The organism is Paenibacillus sp. P32E, from assembly GCF_001909085.1.
Taxonomy (GTDB): Bacteria; Bacillota; Bacilli; order Paenibacillales; family Paenibacillaceae; genus Paenibacillus_AQ; species Paenibacillus_AQ helianthi.
Genome location: NZ_LVYY01000002.1, coordinates 219,824 through 234,556 on the forward strand (window position 1 = coordinate 219,824; position 14,733 = coordinate 234,556).

16 protein-coding genes and 1 pseudogene are annotated in these 14,733 nt (G+C 48.3%); 3 read left to right on the forward strand and 14 right to left on the reverse strand.

Annotated elements, in window-relative coordinates; translation table 11 throughout:
• Positions 1–74: 74 nt before the first annotated feature.
• The 8 genes and pseudogenes from A3848_RS03055 to A3848_RS03090 all read right to left on the reverse strand — a co-directional run bounded on the left by A3848_RS03055 (position 75) and on the right by A3848_RS03090 (position 5,524).
• Entirely contained in the window at positions 75–896 is an 822-nt protein-coding gene (locus A3848_RS03055; protein ID WP_074083484.1) for an SDR family oxidoreductase, read from the reverse strand.
• A gap of 181 nt (positions 897–1,077) precedes the next feature.
• Entirely contained in the window at positions 1,078–1,551 is a 474-nt protein-coding gene (locus A3848_RS03060) for a MarR family winged helix-turn-helix transcriptional regulator (protein WP_074083485.1), read from the reverse strand.
• 129 nt (positions 1,552–1,680) lie between these two features.
• Positions 1,681–2,874, reverse strand: a complete 1,194-nt coding sequence (locus tag A3848_RS03065; RefSeq protein ID WP_074083486.1) for a metallophosphoesterase — start codon at positions 2,872–2,874, stop codon at positions 1,681–1,683.
• A 165-nt stretch (positions 2,875–3,039) separates the two neighbouring features.
• Positions 3,040–3,453, reverse strand: coding sequence for a bacteriohemerythrin (locus A3848_RS03070; protein WP_083606620.1), 414 nt, complete (start codon positions 3,451–3,453; stop codon positions 3,040–3,042).
• Positions 3,454–3,731: 278 nt separating this feature from the next.
• On the reverse strand, positions 3,732–4,595 hold the full coding sequence (locus A3848_RS03075) for a TIGR02452 family protein (RefSeq protein WP_074083487.1): 864 nt from the start codon (positions 4,593–4,595) through the stop codon (positions 3,732–3,734).
• Positions 4,596–4,638: 43 nt separating this feature from the next.
• Positions 4,639–5,115 (reverse strand): riboflavin biosynthesis intermediates N-glycosidase, encoded by a 477-nt coding sequence (locus A3848_RS03080; protein WP_074083488.1) that lies wholly within the window; start codon positions 5,113–5,115, stop codon positions 4,639–4,641.
• Positions 5,116–5,147: 32 nt separating this feature from the next.
• Positions 5,148–5,393, reverse strand: a pseudogene (locus A3848_RS03085) (NrtR DNA-binding winged helix domain-containing protein); the annotation flags it as partial.
• On the reverse strand, positions 5,336–5,524 hold the full coding sequence (locus A3848_RS03090; RefSeq protein WP_074083489.1) for a hypothetical protein: 189 nt from the start codon (positions 5,522–5,524) through the stop codon (positions 5,336–5,338). The gene A3848_RS03090 and the pseudogene A3848_RS03085, both read right to left, overlap by 58 nt.
• A 321-nt stretch (positions 5,525–5,845) precedes the next feature.
• Here A3848_RS03090 and A3848_RS03095 point away from each other — a divergent pair, with 321 nt between their 5' ends.
• A complete protein-coding gene (locus A3848_RS03095) occupies positions 5,846–6,217 on the forward strand; it encodes an iron chaperone (RefSeq protein ID WP_074083490.1) in 372 nt (123 codons plus the stop codon).
• 99 nt (positions 6,218–6,316) lie between these two features.
• On the opposite strand, the gene A3848_RS03100 is transcribed toward A3848_RS03095, so the two are convergent.
• Positions 6,317–6,718, reverse strand: a complete 402-nt coding sequence (locus tag A3848_RS03100) for a VOC family protein (protein ID WP_074083491.1) — start codon at positions 6,716–6,718, stop codon at positions 6,317–6,319.
• 95 nt (positions 6,719–6,813) lie between these two features.
• Positions 6,814–7,677: a cation diffusion facilitator family transporter gene (locus A3848_RS03105; RefSeq protein ID WP_074083492.1), complete on the reverse strand. Its 864-nt coding sequence runs from the start codon at positions 7,675–7,677 to the stop codon at positions 6,814–6,816.
• 358 nt (positions 7,678–8,035) lie between these two features.
• Between A3848_RS03105 and A3848_RS03110 the strand changes: the two genes are divergently transcribed.
• Positions 8,036–9,391 (forward strand): outer membrane protein assembly factor BamB family protein, encoded by a 1,356-nt coding sequence (locus A3848_RS03110; RefSeq protein ID WP_074083493.1) that lies wholly within the window; start codon positions 8,036–8,038, stop codon positions 9,389–9,391.
• 12 nt (positions 9,392–9,403) lie between these two features.
• Here the strand turns inward: A3848_RS03110 and A3848_RS03115 are convergent, their stop codons facing one another.
• Positions 9,404–9,907 (reverse strand): ferritin, encoded by a 504-nt coding sequence (locus A3848_RS03115; protein ID WP_074083494.1) that lies wholly within the window; start codon positions 9,905–9,907, stop codon positions 9,404–9,406.
• Between the two features lie 186 nt (positions 9,908–10,093).
• Between A3848_RS03115 and nagZ the strand changes: the two genes are divergently transcribed.
• Entirely contained in the window at positions 10,094–11,362 is a 1,269-nt protein-coding gene (gene nagZ / locus A3848_RS03120; protein WP_074083663.1) for a beta-N-acetylhexosaminidase, read from the forward strand.
• Between the two features lie 104 nt (positions 11,363–11,466).
• On the opposite strand, the gene A3848_RS03125 is transcribed toward nagZ, so the two are convergent.
• From A3848_RS03125 to A3848_RS03135, 3 genes are read right to left on the reverse strand one after another with little or no spacing between them, the layout of a single operon-like run.
• Positions 11,467–12,570: an efflux RND transporter periplasmic adaptor subunit gene (locus tag A3848_RS03125; RefSeq protein WP_074083495.1), complete on the reverse strand. Its 1,104-nt coding sequence runs from the start codon at positions 12,568–12,570 to the stop codon at positions 11,467–11,469.
• Positions 12,571–12,621: 51 nt separating this feature from the next.
• Positions 12,622–14,022, reverse strand: coding sequence for an ABC transporter permease (locus A3848_RS03130; protein ID WP_178381893.1), 1,401 nt, complete (start codon positions 14,020–14,022; stop codon positions 12,622–12,624).
• On the reverse strand, positions 14,019–14,732 hold the full coding sequence (locus A3848_RS03135; RefSeq protein WP_074083496.1) for an ABC transporter ATP-binding protein: 714 nt from the start codon (positions 14,730–14,732) through the stop codon (positions 14,019–14,021). The genes A3848_RS03130 and A3848_RS03135 overlap by 4 nt, the downstream gene beginning before the upstream one ends.
• Position 14,733 lies beyond the last annotated feature (1 nt).

Consider the following 14,733-nt stretch of genomic DNA (forward strand, 5'->3'; position numbering starts at 1 on the left):
GTAATCCCTTTTGCTGTCATCATAGTAGCAACATTAAGGAGTTTAGACAACTTTGGCGGTAGGAGGACTATATTTTACAGATCTCCCAGATTCAAAAATGGCATAATGCTCTCCTTTAGTGAAGCGGCAGGCTGGCCCATAAGGTGTTCCAGATCCTCAGAGGTAGATGTGGTGTCGATACTGCTTAGAAAATGATAAATCCAGTGCTGTATAGACATATCTTCAGTATGAGTTACAGGCTTGCCGGCAAGCTCAGTAAGCACCTCTGCCAGATTGTCAAAAGACCAGGTCTGCGGCGCAGCCAGCTCATATACCCGATGCTCATGTCCGGTTCCGGTAAGAACATTTGCCGTTGCCCGTGCTAGGTCGCCTCGTGTTACAGCATTGAACCGCCAATCCCCGGGCCGGGTCAGCAGCACACCGCTGCGAATCGCTTCATTCAGTCCGAGCACTCCTACGAAATCAATGTAGAGCCCGTTGCGTAAAATGGTATACTCCATCCCCGACTCCAGTATCGCTTGTTCAGTAAGCGCATGAACATTGCCTGGATGTATATTACCTGCCTGCGGAAAAGCGAAGCTGGTGTAGAGAATATGCGCAACTCCGGCTGTCTTGGCCGCATCGATTACATTCTTGTGCCCTGCCAGCCTTACAGCATCATCCGTATGTGAGCTGGAGATTAACAACAGCTTGGACACTCCGGCCAAAGCATTCTGTAGTGTTTCCGGCCGATCGTAATCAAAACACCGGACTTCCACCCCACGACCGGTTAATTGTGCGGCTGTATCTAAATTACGTACCCCCGCAACGAAGTTACTGGCTGAGACACGGGATAGCAGGTTTTCTATAATCTGGCTGCCAAGTTGCCCTGTAGCTCCGGTAATCAGAATGGTCATTTTCATTCTTCCTCCTTAAATAGGCCTAATGTATTTGAAAATAATAGTTAAGCTATTAACTATATAGGTGAAGCAAGGGACGTATGGACATCCCAAGAATGTAGGGATTTAGCCTACAGCTTGCCACAAATTCTGTTTCACCGTTCATGCAGCTTGGTGTCTTATTGATTACATGCTGTCATTACCGGTTCAGCTTTTGCAGCAGCTGTGTTAGCTGGCGCAGTTCCTCTCCGTTCAAACGGCTCATCCTTCCAGCAACGGCCTCGCGGTTACCGGGAAGCTGCTCTGCTAATAGAATACGGCCGGCATCCGTAAGTGAAATCACTGACTTGCGTCCATCCTGGGCATGCTCAGCCCGGGTGACGTAGCCATCCCGTTCCAGCGGGGTCAACAACAGGCTGATATTGGCCTTGGTAACACCGATTTTCCCGGCAAGCACCGAAGGCAACACCCTTCCGCCTTGCTTGGCAATCTCCACGAGTACCCGGATTCTTGCACCATTTAAACCCTTGGACTGCCAGTACCTCTCAGACACAGCCACCAGACCTGCAGTCGCCTCAACCAGTGTAAAAAAAGCTTCATTCGGTAGCGGGAGGTTCAGCACATATTCCTGCAGATCATCTTGCGGTAAATTCCCCTCTTGCAGATCGTCCATACTTTCTGTTCAGCTCCATTTAGTTAATAGCTTAACTATTTCTGTTTTTAACATAACGGATGCAGCTGTAAATGTCAAAACAAAATAAGCCCCCGCACCTCAAAATACGAGGCAGGGGCTCATCTTTTGTTATATCAGAACAGGATTTCCGTGAACCGGCTCGTCTCTGTAGCGCTTGCTGCCCTCCAGTCTAACCTCAAGCTTGATCAGCTCGGAACGGCTAGCCAAACGGATGGGCGGTCCCCAGGTTCCGTAACCGGAGGAGACAATCACATGCATCTTATCTTTACGCAGATAGCCCCAGTCCAGTTCAAATAACCGTCTGGTAATCCAGTGGTTCGGAGCAATTTGACCCCGGTGTGTATGTCCCGAGAGCAATACGTCCACTCCCGCCTTGGCGGCGATATCAAATCCGGTGGGCTGATGATCCATCATAATTACCGGCCGGGACAGATCAAGTCCTTCCAGCAAGGATTCCACGCTTTTGCGGCCACCGGCCTCCATAGACTCGGCGGTTTTATCTTTTCGCCCCACAATATACAGACCAGCGGTGTCTACTACATCGTCCTGCAGGACTTTGATCCCGATACTGTCCATCAGCTCTGTGTATTGTTTAATGGAACCTCCATAATATTCGTGATTGCCGAGTACAGCGTAAACCCCGTGGCGCGCTTTGAGCTTTCGGATCTCTTCACTCATCCCGTTGCGGATAAACGGCTCAATACTGTCATCAAGCACATCTCCTGCGAGCAGAATCAGGTCCGGCTGCATCCGGTTCATCTCTGCCACCATGCGGCGCAGATGACGGTTGCCGACAATGTTACCCAGATGGAGATCGGATGCGACCGCAATGGTCAGCGGTGCACTAGTTCCATTTGACTTGTCAATTGGAATCGGGTGATTTCGCACAACTGTACTCCAGGCATTGCGCGAACCCCAGATGAGGAAGATAGCCAGCAGGAGAACCAGTGTTGTACCCGCCTTCGAAGTAAACGCTGCACGCTCGACCCCCATTAGACCAAGCACCCAGTAGAGCAAATCCGTAAGCGGGAGCACTATAATGGCAAATTCCATGCAGGCGAGATAATAGGAACCAATCACCTTGAACAGCCGGGCAGCCGGCTTCACCGCTTTAGGCCAAGGAACCATTCCAATCATATAAGCAAAAGCAATGAGCAGAAACAGCGGCCAAAATACCCCTGCGTGAATCCCCGGCAGCCATTTCACCAGCAGAACCCATAGATGCAGCCCAATGTAGAAATTCACAAGACCCAGCACAAGCAGCATGACCAGACCCGAAGCAAGCATACGCAATATTTTCATCATTCCACTCCCTTGCCTTGCAGTTTATCTGAATCTCTAATTCAAATGATAACACAAAGCATTCGAGTAGTATAAACTCTGCTCCGGCAATGAAAATAAAGGCCAAAAAAAAAGAAAATGCCCTGCGGCATCTTCATCTTCATTATGAAATATTCACGCTGTAATCTATATCGCTTGATTCCCTTTGCTGGCCATGCATTGACCAATCAGTTTATCGCATTTGTTGATGTGATTGAGCAGCCAGTCAGTTAATGTGCGGTTCAGCTTAATGGTCGAAAGTACAGAAATACCCTTAGTCTTAATGCTCTCTTCAAGATCCAGCACAGTCTGGACAAACTCGGCATGGGTCTTGCGGTGCTCGGTCAATTCCGGGAATTCAATATCCTGCATTAATTTCTCTTCATCACTGAAATGCTCTAGCGTATAGTCCTTGAGAAATTTCAGGGTTTCTTCAATCTTCTCTTTGCCCTGCTGGTTCGTACAGGCATCAAAAAATTCGTTCAGCTTCACAAGCAGCTGTCGGTGCTGGCAGTCAATCTTCTCCACTCCGATGTCATATGAATCTTTCCAGTTAATCATTGACTCACCCTACCTTTTACCATATTTTACATAATGAAAAGCCTATTTTATTTTCTACTTTTCGGCATAAAAGTTCTGTTAATAACATCACACGACACAATGTAACAAATATCGATTATATTCCAGAATCAAAGAAGAGTTAAAATCGCCATGCAGCATATACAGTACTTACATTCATGCCTACGAAGGAGTAAACTGGTAAAAAGCATTGACAGATGCCAATGCTTAAGCCGAAAGAAGGGGTGTTATGTTGGGCAAACGGTCAGAAAAGAAACCTTTTACACATTGAAGGTTGTCTGAAAAGCGCCAAGCACACCGTGATTCGGAGAGTGATCCAACACAGCAAATACGATCTGGTCAAACAGCCTTTGATAGCCTTCATCCAGCAGCACCTGTCTGAACCATTCGGCCACCTCATTCGGATTATTCCGGAAAACTCCGCAGCCAAATGCTCCGAGTACGATAGTCTTATGCCCATTATTAGCGGCTACAGTCAGAATATAGCGGATGCGCTCCAGCATAACGGTTGGGATCATTCCAATCTCCTGAGCCTCCCGCTCGCGGACGACTCCCGCGTTCACTGCTGGCGCGGTAATGAACGACACCAGATACGGTTCGTCCAGCAGCTGATCCTGGCTGTCACGGATGACAGGTACCTGAGGAGAATGAATCATGTAATGGGAATATAGACAGGTCTTACGGCCGCGGTTGTGTTGGTACATTTCATTTTTGGGGGCGATGGACAGATAAAGTGCAGAAGCACGGGCTAAACTTTCCTCCTGTGCCTGGCTTCCTCCCAGGAAGCCGCCACCCGGGTTCTTGGCTGAAGCAAAGTTCAGGCATACCGTCTGATCACGGCCCTCTTTTACAACTAATCGATAGGCCGCAGCCAAAGTGGATTCGCTGGTGACAGCCAGCTTCGCGGTCTGCCTGGCACCTCCCTTGAGGTGTTCCGCCATTGCATCGTTAAGCTGCGGCAGCTCCTCCGGTGCATATAGCCGGGTATTTGAGATGGCTGCTCTGACATCTTCAGCAATGTCAACAAGCCGGCCCATCCGGTTAACGTAATTTCCTTTTTCCAATATATCCAGTGTTTCTTGCGCGATTGCTGCTCTTCTATTCCTCGGATTCAGGTTGTTCATCCTATGTGTTCACTCCTTATCCCGGAGTCGTACCGGGGTTTGTTTATTCCTGTAACAGGTCGTCACGAAGCTGCGTAAGCACTTCACCCAGCCAATTGGTGCCTCTCCAGGTTCTTCTGCTGTGGATGCGGTGGTCATTCTCGGCCAAGCCCACACCCCAAATACGGTCTGTCGGACTGGCTTCAACTAGTGTAGTTCCCTTTGTATTCAGCAATAGCTGCAGTAGCTCTTCATTTTGCAGAAATTTCTCCCGGTTCCCCTGGTAGACAATGTCTCTGCAGTGAGCATTCCATTCGCTGTCATTGAAGCCGCTCACTTTACGACCCAGCTCCTTTTGTTCCCTGGGTGTTCTTGCGCGTAATATCTGTCTGGCCGTGCCTTCATCCTTGAATAAAAGCGCCTTGCCGTACATCATGTATTGTTCTGCACAGTTAAAGCTCATCTCATCTACAGTGAAATTGCAAGGATACCACTGCGAGAACGGCGAACCGCTGCGGTAAAAGTAAGTAAAAGTCTCCATTTATAACTCTCCATTCTGTATTCACTCAAAATTTAATTTGTATCACGGTCCACTCTGTACCGGTACAGCTTCGAAGGCCGATGACCGGCATCTTTGGTGAACTCCTCAGTTTCGGTCACACGGTCGGCCAATTTACGGCGGAAGGCGGGCGCCAGCAGTTCTCTGCCAAGTATAATTTCATAGACCCGTTGAAGCTCGGACAGTGTAAACAAGGGCGGCATCAGATTAAAAATAATATCAGTGTACTCCACCTTGCTCCGAAGGCGTTCAATCGCATACTGTGCTCCATTACGATAAAGATCAGCATATCGACTGTTACGGACGGACGCTCATACATCCCTGCATCATAGCCCTGTAAAAATTGTTCCTCGGTTAAGCCATTGCGGTCAGTGACCGGTTCTTGCGGCATGTGGATACTCCTTTGGCTAAGAATTGGGAGTATGTTAGCCCGTTAGATATTATCATTGTGTTATTATCATAATGTTATTATATACCCAATCCCGTTAGTGAAGTCAAGCGTTTGTTTAAACAAAAATATTAAACGTATATAAATGACACCGGACTCCCTAATATTGTTATAGCATCTCTGCTGTGAAATCTTTTGGGACATGGACACAAACAGGTGAATCAGCAACTCTGTTATATCAAGCTTTTCATAGATATACTTAGTACGCATAATGGGTTTGAGGGATTCTCAGAACGAGATGATTTTATTTCAGGAGGGAACAACATGGAAGTTTTTGCAGAGTATGTAGCGAATATTGCTAACCCGCAGCATCGGGCCCGAACGGAAGAGGTTTTGACGTGGGTAATCATGGAATTCCCGACTTTAGTGCCAAAGATTGCGTGGAATCAGCCTATGTTTACCGATCACGGCACCTTTATTATTGGCTTCAGCATCGCCAAACATCATTTGGCCGTTGCTCCTGAAAAGGCAGTGATTAATTATTTTTCTGATACAATTGTGCAGGCTGGCTATAATCATACCCAGCAGCTGGTGCGTATCCACTGGGATAAACCAGTTGATTTCTCATTACTTGAAACATTAATTGAGTTTAATATTTTGGATAAAGCAGACTGTTCAACTTTTTGGCGGCCATAAGAGCTTTTGAGAGCATAAACAGATATTAATTACAACATAAAAGGCGTAACCACTAACCTGGTTACGCCTCTTCGCTATTAGTGCTTCTGGATCTTCAGCTTACGCAGGATTTATCGCAAATAAGGAATGAATATTCCCTTCGGGATCGGCAAAGAAAGCAGTAGTATGACCCCAAGACTTCACTTGCGGCTTCATGATGTCCATAGCTCCTTTCGAAATGAATTCATCGTACAAAGTATATACTTCATCCGGCGAATCACATTGGAAATTAAGCTCGGCGGCTTGTCCGCTTCGTTGCTCACTGAAGGAGAAATGACCATTGGTATTCTCCGCCATAAGGGGTTTGGAACAAATTGCCAACCGGACGCCTGAATTGCTGAATTCTACGTAATGCGCTTCTTCTACAACGATTGCAAATCCCAGGACTTCATGATAGAACCGTGCCAATCGGGCAACATCATCGGCGAGTAATGTTAGGCCTTCCAGGTTTACCTTCCTCATTGTATAGCCCACCTCCAGTTTGCGTTAAGCATACTACAGATCGGTGTCTGACCGTTGAATTACTTGAAGTTCTACGTCACACAGAAGAGCTGCATTTACACGGGTTCAATATGTACCAGAACATTAGCGACCTGGTGAAGGTCCTTCAGCTGATCCTCAATTTTCTCGGTAATATCATGGCTCTGCACCACATTTAAGTTGGAGTCTACCAGTACCGTCGTATCCACCAGCACATTATTTCCATGTATTCTGGCCTTGATATCCTTAATGGATTCAACCCCTTCAATATTAGCAACGGTCTGTTTCATCAGCTCAAGCTTATTGGCATCAAAACCGTCGGTAAGATCATGTGTTGCCTTGCGGAAGATATCCCAGGCAGTCTTGCAGATCAATCCCCCGACAATTGTAGCGGTCAGCGGATCCAGCCAAGGCAGGCCGAATTGCGAACCGACAATCCCGATAAAAGCACCAATACTCACAAGAGCATCTGACCGGTTATCCTGAGCAACGGCCTGCATGGCATTGCTGTTCAGTCTGCGGGCAAGTCTGATGTTGTACATGTAAACAGCGAACATTACTATAGCGCAGCCTGCTGCCGTCCATGCGGATACTAGATCGGGTGTCTCGAGTGCGGGCTGAATGAATTTGTTCACACCCTGATACAGAACTTGAAGTCCTACAGCGATCATTATGAAAGAAGCGACCAGTGCCGCCACAGTTTCCGCCCTGAAATGTCCATAGCTGTGATTGGAGTCTGGCGGCCGCCTGGAAATCTTAAGCCCTGCCAGAATGGCCAGCGAGGCAATAATATCCGTGCTGTTGTTCAAACCGTCGGCAAGAAGTGCTTGAGAGTTTGAAGCTGTACCCATAAATAACTTGATGGCAGACAGCAGGATATATGCAAAAAGACTCAGCCAGGCCCCTTTTTCACTTTGTTTGATATCACTGTAGTTTTCCAAGCAAAGAACCTCCAAAGAATAGTATCGTTCTATACTACACGCAGACAACCGGGTGGGTCTAGAGAAACAGTGTTGCCGGGCCGCGCAAGTGTTCGCCCAGCCAAATAGAGTTGGAAGACCGGAAGTGTTTTGCCGCACGCAACATTGTTTGCCCTTGTTCAACTTCAGAACTCAACGATCTAACTTGCTGAATTGGCAATATTCTTGATTCACAAAGGTTTGGTCAAGCAGCCGGCTTGCATTCTTAAGTTCAGCATATATGACTGTAACTTTTTTCTATTTTCCCAGTCTAAAGGTAGTAAGGTTTAGTTCTATTCGAAATGGAGTCTACTTCTAACACAAAAGGAGCATTGATAAAATGAACAGAATTAAGCTTAAACAGATCACTTCCGTTCTCGCCGGAATTAGTGTGATATTCCCCCTGTATGCCGGAGACCTCCTCCCTGCCGCTTCGGCTGAGAAGGCAGCTGTCAGTATTGGAAATCCTTTCTATACTCAAGTCACAGCCCCTGTACTTAAGCCGTTGTGGTCTTTCTCCACGGCCACCATTCCGAGCAGTCTCCCGGCCCAGTCCATTACTGCTCTCGCAGAGAACGGCAAGGTTTTTGCGCTCCAGAAGAACTATACATTAGCTGCGCTGAACGCAGCTACAGGCAAAAAGCTGTGGGAATACGGCAGCGCCCTGGCGCCGCTGTACACCTACAGCAAAGGAATGATTTATGGAGTAACGCAAACCGGCACGTTATACGCCGTAGCAGAGTCAGGACGGAAAGTATGGAATACTTCTTTGCCTTTTTCTAATGCATCCAGCATACATCCTCTGGGAGACAAGATTTATGTGACTCAAGGCAGACAGCTTGCGGCTGTGGATGCTTCCACCGGGAAGCTCAAATGGATAATCGCCGAGGACAGCAATTATGAGGGCTACACGGACTTAACAGAAGTGGATGGAGTGCTGATCCGCCTCTATACCAGCGCTGGAGTCTTAACCTTCCCGTCGATCATAGCTTATGACTCTAAGACGGGTAAGAAGTTATGGGAGCAATACCGCCAGAGTATGCCGTTGACCATTCGCGATGGTCTGGTGTATTCCATCAAATCACTGGAAATGCTGGATGAAGACCCGGTGAACCGTAAAGTTCTGGTATCTATTTTCAACCTGCAGACCGGTCAGCTCCAAGGTGAACGCAATTACCGCTGGACAGACAACAACACCCCTTCAGACGGTGGATTCCGGTCCGGAGGGGTGTATGGTTCAGCGTTTCTGGATGGCAGCAACCTGTATGTTATGCAAGGGCAGAAGGTTGCCCAGTATAACTTCTGGAACTATACAGAGAATGGGAAACCTCTGAAGCAATGGAACCAGCCGCTTTCCGACCATGTATTCCCACTGTACAAGGTGATCCAGGATCGGCTGATGTATTACAATTATAGCGACAACAGCCTGATTACCATGAAGCTCGCAAATGGACAAGTGATCAGCACGAAGCAGGGTGAAAATCCCTCGGTTCAAATGGATATCTTCGGCCGGACCATGTATACTGGACAATCCGACGGATTATATCATGCTTATGATCTTATCAGCCAGAAGCCGTTGTTCACTGTCAAAACCGCTTCCCGTGAATTCCAGCCTTCACTCAAAACAGGGAATATCCTTATAGTACGCAGCGGAGGGAAGATGCTGGGTGTCAAGCTGCCTGCTGCGATTCAATAGCTACGCAGTTTCTTATTCAGCCGGTGCTGTGAATGTGCGTCCTGCAAACTCAGCATCCAGCATGTAGAAGGCATTGCTGTCGGTTTCAATCCGCTTCAGCTTGGCGATAATATTACTGAATAATGCCTCTTCTTCCACCTGCTCATCGATGAACCATTTCAGGAAATAGATGGTCGCATGTTCCCGTTCATCAAGCGCCAAGTCAGCCAAATGATAGAATCTTGAGGTGTTCTGCTGTTCATGGGCGAATGCATGCTCAAATGCGTCCAGCATGGATGTATACTCATTTTTAGGCTCGGGAAGGGCAGCCAGTCTGGCCCGGAAGTCCCGGTCATTCAGGAATTTGTAGATTTTCATTGCATGGAACCGTTCTTCTTCTGCCTGGATCAGGAAAAAATTAGCGAAGCCATCGAGACTTTCGCCGGAGCAATATGCAGCCATCGCGAGGTACACATGTGCAGAATAAAACTCAAAATTCATTTGTTCATTTAGCGCATTTACCAATTCTTCTTTCATGATCAAATTCACCTCATCCTTAAAATTTTGTGTGCAGTGTAGCAAAGCTTATGTAGCAAATGTCTACTTCATCTTAACATCTGCACTTGTGATCCAGCAAACAGAAAGGGGAGTCAGCATACAATGACCCGGTTCCACGAACACAGTAACCCTGTTGTTCCAAGCTATAAAAGGATTACTTTGGTTATGACCATTACTTGCCTCCTCTTAAGCAGCGGCTGCAGCGGAAAAGCAGGTTCCTCTTCTGAAAATCCTCCTCCCCGGCAAACGGATGCTGCTTCACCTCCGGCTCAGTCCCCACCACCGGTGACTGCCGCTTCTCCAGAGCCTGCCGGCGCTGAAGGAAGCGGCCCAGTAGGTGTGCTTGAACAGGAGATTGCTTCCATGCCGCTGGAAGACAAGATCGGCCAGATGCTCCTCGTGGGGATTGACGGGACAGAAGTAAGCGCGCAGACACAAACTATGATCTCTAATGACAAGGTTGGCGGCATCATCCTGTACGGGGACAATATAAAGAGCCTGAAGGGGCTGGTCAGCCTCACCAATGAACTGAAGCGCAGCAATGCCGGAAACCCCGCACCGCTGTTCGTCAGTGTCGACCAGGAAGGCGGCAAGGTCAGCCGTATGCCGGACGAATATGCGAAGATTCCGGCAAGTGGATCGGTTGGTGCAAGCAGTAATGCGGAGGCAGCAGAAATGATGGGTAAGCTGCTGGCCAGAGAAGTGCAAACCGCAGGCTTCAATGTGGATTTTGCCCCGGTGCTGGATATCAACAGCAATCCGGACAATCCGGTGATCGGGGTCCGTTCCTTCGGCAACACGTCCGCAAAGGTTATCGAGCTTGGCATTGCAGAAATGAAGGGTATTGCGAGTGAGGGCATCGTACCTGTTGTCAAGCACTTCCCCGGGCATGGAGATACGTCTGTCGATTCCCACCTGGAGCTTCCGGTAGTGAATAAGACGGAAGCCCAGCTGGCGAAGCTCGAATGGCGACCCTTCCGCGAAGCGGTTAAGGAGCAGGCAGACGCAGTAATGGTTGCCCACATTCTGTATCCGCACCTGGACCCTGACCGGCCTGCTTCCCTGTCCAAAGTCATCATCAGTCAAATTCTACGGGGACAAATGGGTTTCAAGGGAGTGGTTATTACCGATGACCTGACCATGGGTGCAATCATGAAAAATTACAGCCTGGCTGCGGCTGCTGTTAATGCAGTCCTCGCGGGCAGCGATATCCTATTGGTCGCCCACGAATACAGCAATGAGCAGACCACACGAAATGCACTGCTGGCTGCTGTGAAGCAAGGCAAGATTTCCGAATCCAGGATTAATGAGAGTGTCTATCGGATTCTGTCATTGAAACAGAAATATCAGTTGAAAGATACACCTGTTGCCGTTCCTAACCTCACCCAGCTCAATAAGGATATCAAAGCCTGGCGTACCTCCTTTGTAAAGTAACCCTCAGAGTGTCTGAAAACAGAGCAGCAGCCTGTTATAGCGGAATCACCGCTACAACAGGCTGCTACTGTTTTGTATTCACGTTATTTTACACGTTCACATTTCTATTGCAGGACTACAGTATCTCCAGGTTTCAGTCCGGATAGAACTTCAGTCTTCTCAGAGGTCTCCATTCCGATCTTGATCTCTTTCCGCTCATACTGACCCTTTCCTTTATCCAGCATCACAAAAGCCTGATTCCCTTCATGAATAACAGCGATACTGGACACCACTGTGGTCTTGTCCTTGCGCAAGGTCTCAATATCTCCGCTTAGGCTAAGGCCTCCAATCAAGTGCTCATCGGGCTGCAGGGAGATCACAACTTCGAACTGCGGCACCTGCCCTGCCGTATTCTGGCCGGTAGTCGTTGTGGCGAATTTCGACACTTTTTTTACTACACCTTTCAGGATCAAATCCTTCATCGCAGTCATCTTCACCTGAACCTTCATCCCCGGCTTGATACGGAAGATATCCTGCTCCCCTACCAGCGCGATGAACTCCAGCTTGCTAAGGTCCACAATTTTGCCGATGTACTGATTATCTGTCACCATCTGCGGCCGTTCACCGGTCTCGCTGCTGCTGTCATAGAGAAAAATACCGGTAGCCGGAGCGTGGTACACCGCAGAATTCAGCTTGGCTCTTTTGTCGGTTAGCTCCTTCTCCTGAATGTCTGCATTCACTTGGTTCAATTCATCATTCAGACGAGCGGTCTCCTGGGCGGCAAGTGCCTTCAGACGTTCCGCTTCCGTCCCTGCCGGAACGGCCGCATCCTCATCCTGCTGGCTGACAAAGGTATTCAGTTCCCCTTCCAGCTTCGCTTTATGAATAGTTGCTTCTGTAGTGGCAATTTCATTCTTCAAGGTGGACTGGTCCAACGTGAACAGGACATCCCCTTTTTTCACCTGTCCGCCATTTTCGACTTTCCACGCGGTGACTTTGGAGGCAAACGGAGCATATACCAGCGTTTCCTCCTGATACTTGGATTTCCCCTTGACCTGAACCGTACTTGTCATCGGCTCTTGTGTCACCGGAAAGCTGATTACTTGAGGAGGTTCCATCACTACCTCCGGTTCTTTTTTTAATACTTTGCTGTACAGAATATAGCCTGCGGCGGCAATAATGCCAAGGATGATAACCCACTTCAGCGTCCTTTTGAATATCCTCTTCATTGATTTGGCTTCCTTTCAAATGGAAATACAGTATTGTATATATGTTTATGGCTAATCCCGCTTGATAGCTGTAAGTGCATCGGTTCTGGAAGCGCTGATGGCCGGGTAGATACCTGATAGTACACCGGTCATAATCGCAAACGAAAGCCCAATCGGAAGGGTCGTAAGCGGAATAAAGAAAGACAGGCCTTCTCCGGCAGTACCCACAAGTTTGTTCAACGCCATTACAATAAGATAAGAGAATAGTACACCGAGCAGACCGCCGAGCAGTCCGAGCAGGGCAGCTTCTGTTATAAACATATTGCGGATTTGGCCCATGTTCGCACCGAGCACTTTCATAATCCCGATCTGACGCCTGCGCTGATGTGTGGACATGGTCATGGCTACAATGATGGAAATCGATGCAATAACCAGAATGAAAACACCAATACCCAGAGCAGCCATTTTAATCGTATCGAATTGTTCTTTCAACTGTTCCTGCTGGTACAAGTTGTCGTTAGCTGACAAAGAAAGCTTCTGGATTAATGCTTCCAGCGGTTTGATGTTATCGACACTGTCGACCTTCACTGTGACGGAATTGTATTTGCCCTCTTCCAGACTTGGAACGGTCCCGTTTGCATCAGTGAAGCTAAGTTCATGCTGCAGCTGTGCAGCAGTTTCCAATGACACATACATCACCTTCTCATAAGTAGCACGATCATCGCTGGTACCGGGAGGATTGGCCAGAATACCGCCTACCTGGAGCGGTGAACTGAGTTTGGTGGGTCCTGTACCGTTTGGGGCGCTGGCGCTGTAATCCTGTGCTTGCAATTGAACCTGCTGGCGGTACATTTCCGAGGGAATCAGCATCAGATTATTATACTGGCTTGATACCTCTTGATTGAAAGGATCCGAATTCATACGGTCAAAAATGTTCTGCCGGGTCTCTATATCAATCAACCCGAGTGTGGCACCATAGTTCAGAACCACCATTCCGGGAATATCTGAAGCGCCGCCCTGTTTGAAGGACTTGTCGAATTTGTTCAGCATGCGCAGATCCGTTGCAATAACCTGAATATCGGCGATTTTATTGTCCACCGTAATCATCTGTCTGTACCCGTTATCTTCAAAAGGGGCTGCAGCAACGACATGTTTCAGTCCTTGAATGATCTTAAGCTTTTGAAATGTAAGCTTACCCGGATCCAGGTTGCTATTGACCCCGGACCCTGAACCGCCTCCACCTCCCTTTCCGCCTGGAGATGGCAGTCCGCCGCCCGGAGTTACGGTGATTTCATCCATTTTGAAATTGCGGTTCACTTCATTCGTCACATATACCTGTGCGGACTGACCCACACTCAGCGCAACGATAATGGCCGCACAACCAATGGAAATCCCGGTCATACACAAGCCCGTTACCACTTTTCGCCGTTTGACCTGATCCCAGGCCATACGGGAGATATCCCTGATCCTCACGGACTCTCCTCCTCTGTAGGTGCCGGCTGAACATCCGTGTGCTGGCCGTTAATCAAATATCCATCCCGGAGTGAGAAGGTCCGCTGCATCTGCTCCGCCACTTCTTGTTCATGCGTTACCACAATAAATGTCGTTTTCATGGTCTGATTCAGCTTCAGCAGAATGCTGATGATTTCCTCCTCTGTTTTGGAATCCAGATTTCCGGTAGGCTCGTCGGCAAAAATAACAGAAGGCTCTGTTATCAGAGACCGGGCGATACTTACGCGCTGCTGCTGACCGCCTGACAGCTGTGAAGGAAACAGGTCTGCCTTGTCAGGTAATCCGACCTGCTCCAGCAGAGCCAGTGCCTTTTGCTTGCGGATAGAGGGTGACACCGACTGGAAAACCAGCGGCAGCTCCACATTCTCACGTACAGTTAGGCTTGTAATCAATTCATAGGCTTGAAATATAAATCCGATATTCTTGCGCCGGAATTCGGCGAGCTTATTTTCACCCATCAACACGATGTCATGATCAGCAATGAAAATATGGCCGTCGGTAGGCTTCATCAGGCCAGCCATCAAATTCAGCAGCGTAGATTTACCGGACCCGGAGCTGCCCAGTAGCGCAACCATTTCTCCCTGCTTCACAGCAAAGCTGATTTCATGAAGGACCTTGGTCCACTCGTTGCCGGTTTTAAAGGAATGTGTAATTTTTTCGACTCGCAACATG

Coding starts and splice junctions, on each gene's coding strand:
- A3848_RS03095 (WP_074083490.1), top strand. CDS start 5,846: ATGGAAGTTTTTGCAGAGTATGTAGCGAATATTGCTAACCCGCAGCAT.
- A3848_RS03065 (WP_074083486.1), bottom strand. CDS start 2,874: ATGAAAATATTGCGTATGCTTGCTTCGGGTCTGGTCATGCTGCTTGTG.
- A3848_RS03090 (WP_074083489.1), bottom strand. CDS start 5,524: ATGCCGCAAGAACCGGTCACTGACCGCAATGGCTTAACCGAGGAACAA.
- A3848_RS03115 (WP_074083494.1), bottom strand. CDS start 9,907: ATGAAAGAAGAATTGGTAAATGCGCTAAATGAACAAATGAATTTTGAG.
- A3848_RS03125 (WP_074083495.1), bottom strand. CDS start 12,570: ATGAAGAGGATATTCAAAAGGACGCTGAAGTGGGTTATCATCCTTGGC.
- A3848_RS03055 (WP_074083484.1), bottom strand. CDS start 896: ATGACCATTCTGATTACCGGAGCTACAGGGCAACTTGGCAGCCAGATT.
- A3848_RS03135 (WP_074083496.1), bottom strand. CDS start 14,732: ATGTTGCGAGTCGAAAAAATTACACATTCCTTTAAAACCGGCAACGAG.
- A3848_RS03070 (WP_083606620.1), bottom strand. CDS start 3,453: ATGATTAACTGGAAAGATTCATATGACATCGGAGTGGAGAAGATTGAC.
- A3848_RS03075 (WP_074083487.1), bottom strand. CDS start 4,595: ATGAACAACCTGAATCCGAGGAATAGAAGAGCAGCAATCGCGCAAGAA.
- nagZ (WP_074083663.1), top strand. CDS start 10,094: ATGACCATTACTTGCCTCCTCTTAAGCAGCGGCTGCAGCGGAAAAGCA.
- A3848_RS03110 (WP_074083493.1), top strand. CDS start 8,036: ATGAACAGAATTAAGCTTAAACAGATCACTTCCGTTCTCGCCGGAATT.
- A3848_RS03080 (WP_074083488.1), bottom strand. CDS start 5,115: ATGGAGACTTTTACTTACTTTTACCGCAGCGGTTCGCCGTTCTCGCAG.
- A3848_RS03060 (WP_074083485.1), bottom strand. CDS start 1,551: ATGGACGATCTGCAAGAGGGGAATTTACCGCAAGATGATCTGCAGGAA.
- A3848_RS03100 (WP_074083491.1), bottom strand. CDS start 6,718: ATGAGGAAGGTAAACCTGGAAGGCCTAACATTACTCGCCGATGATGTT.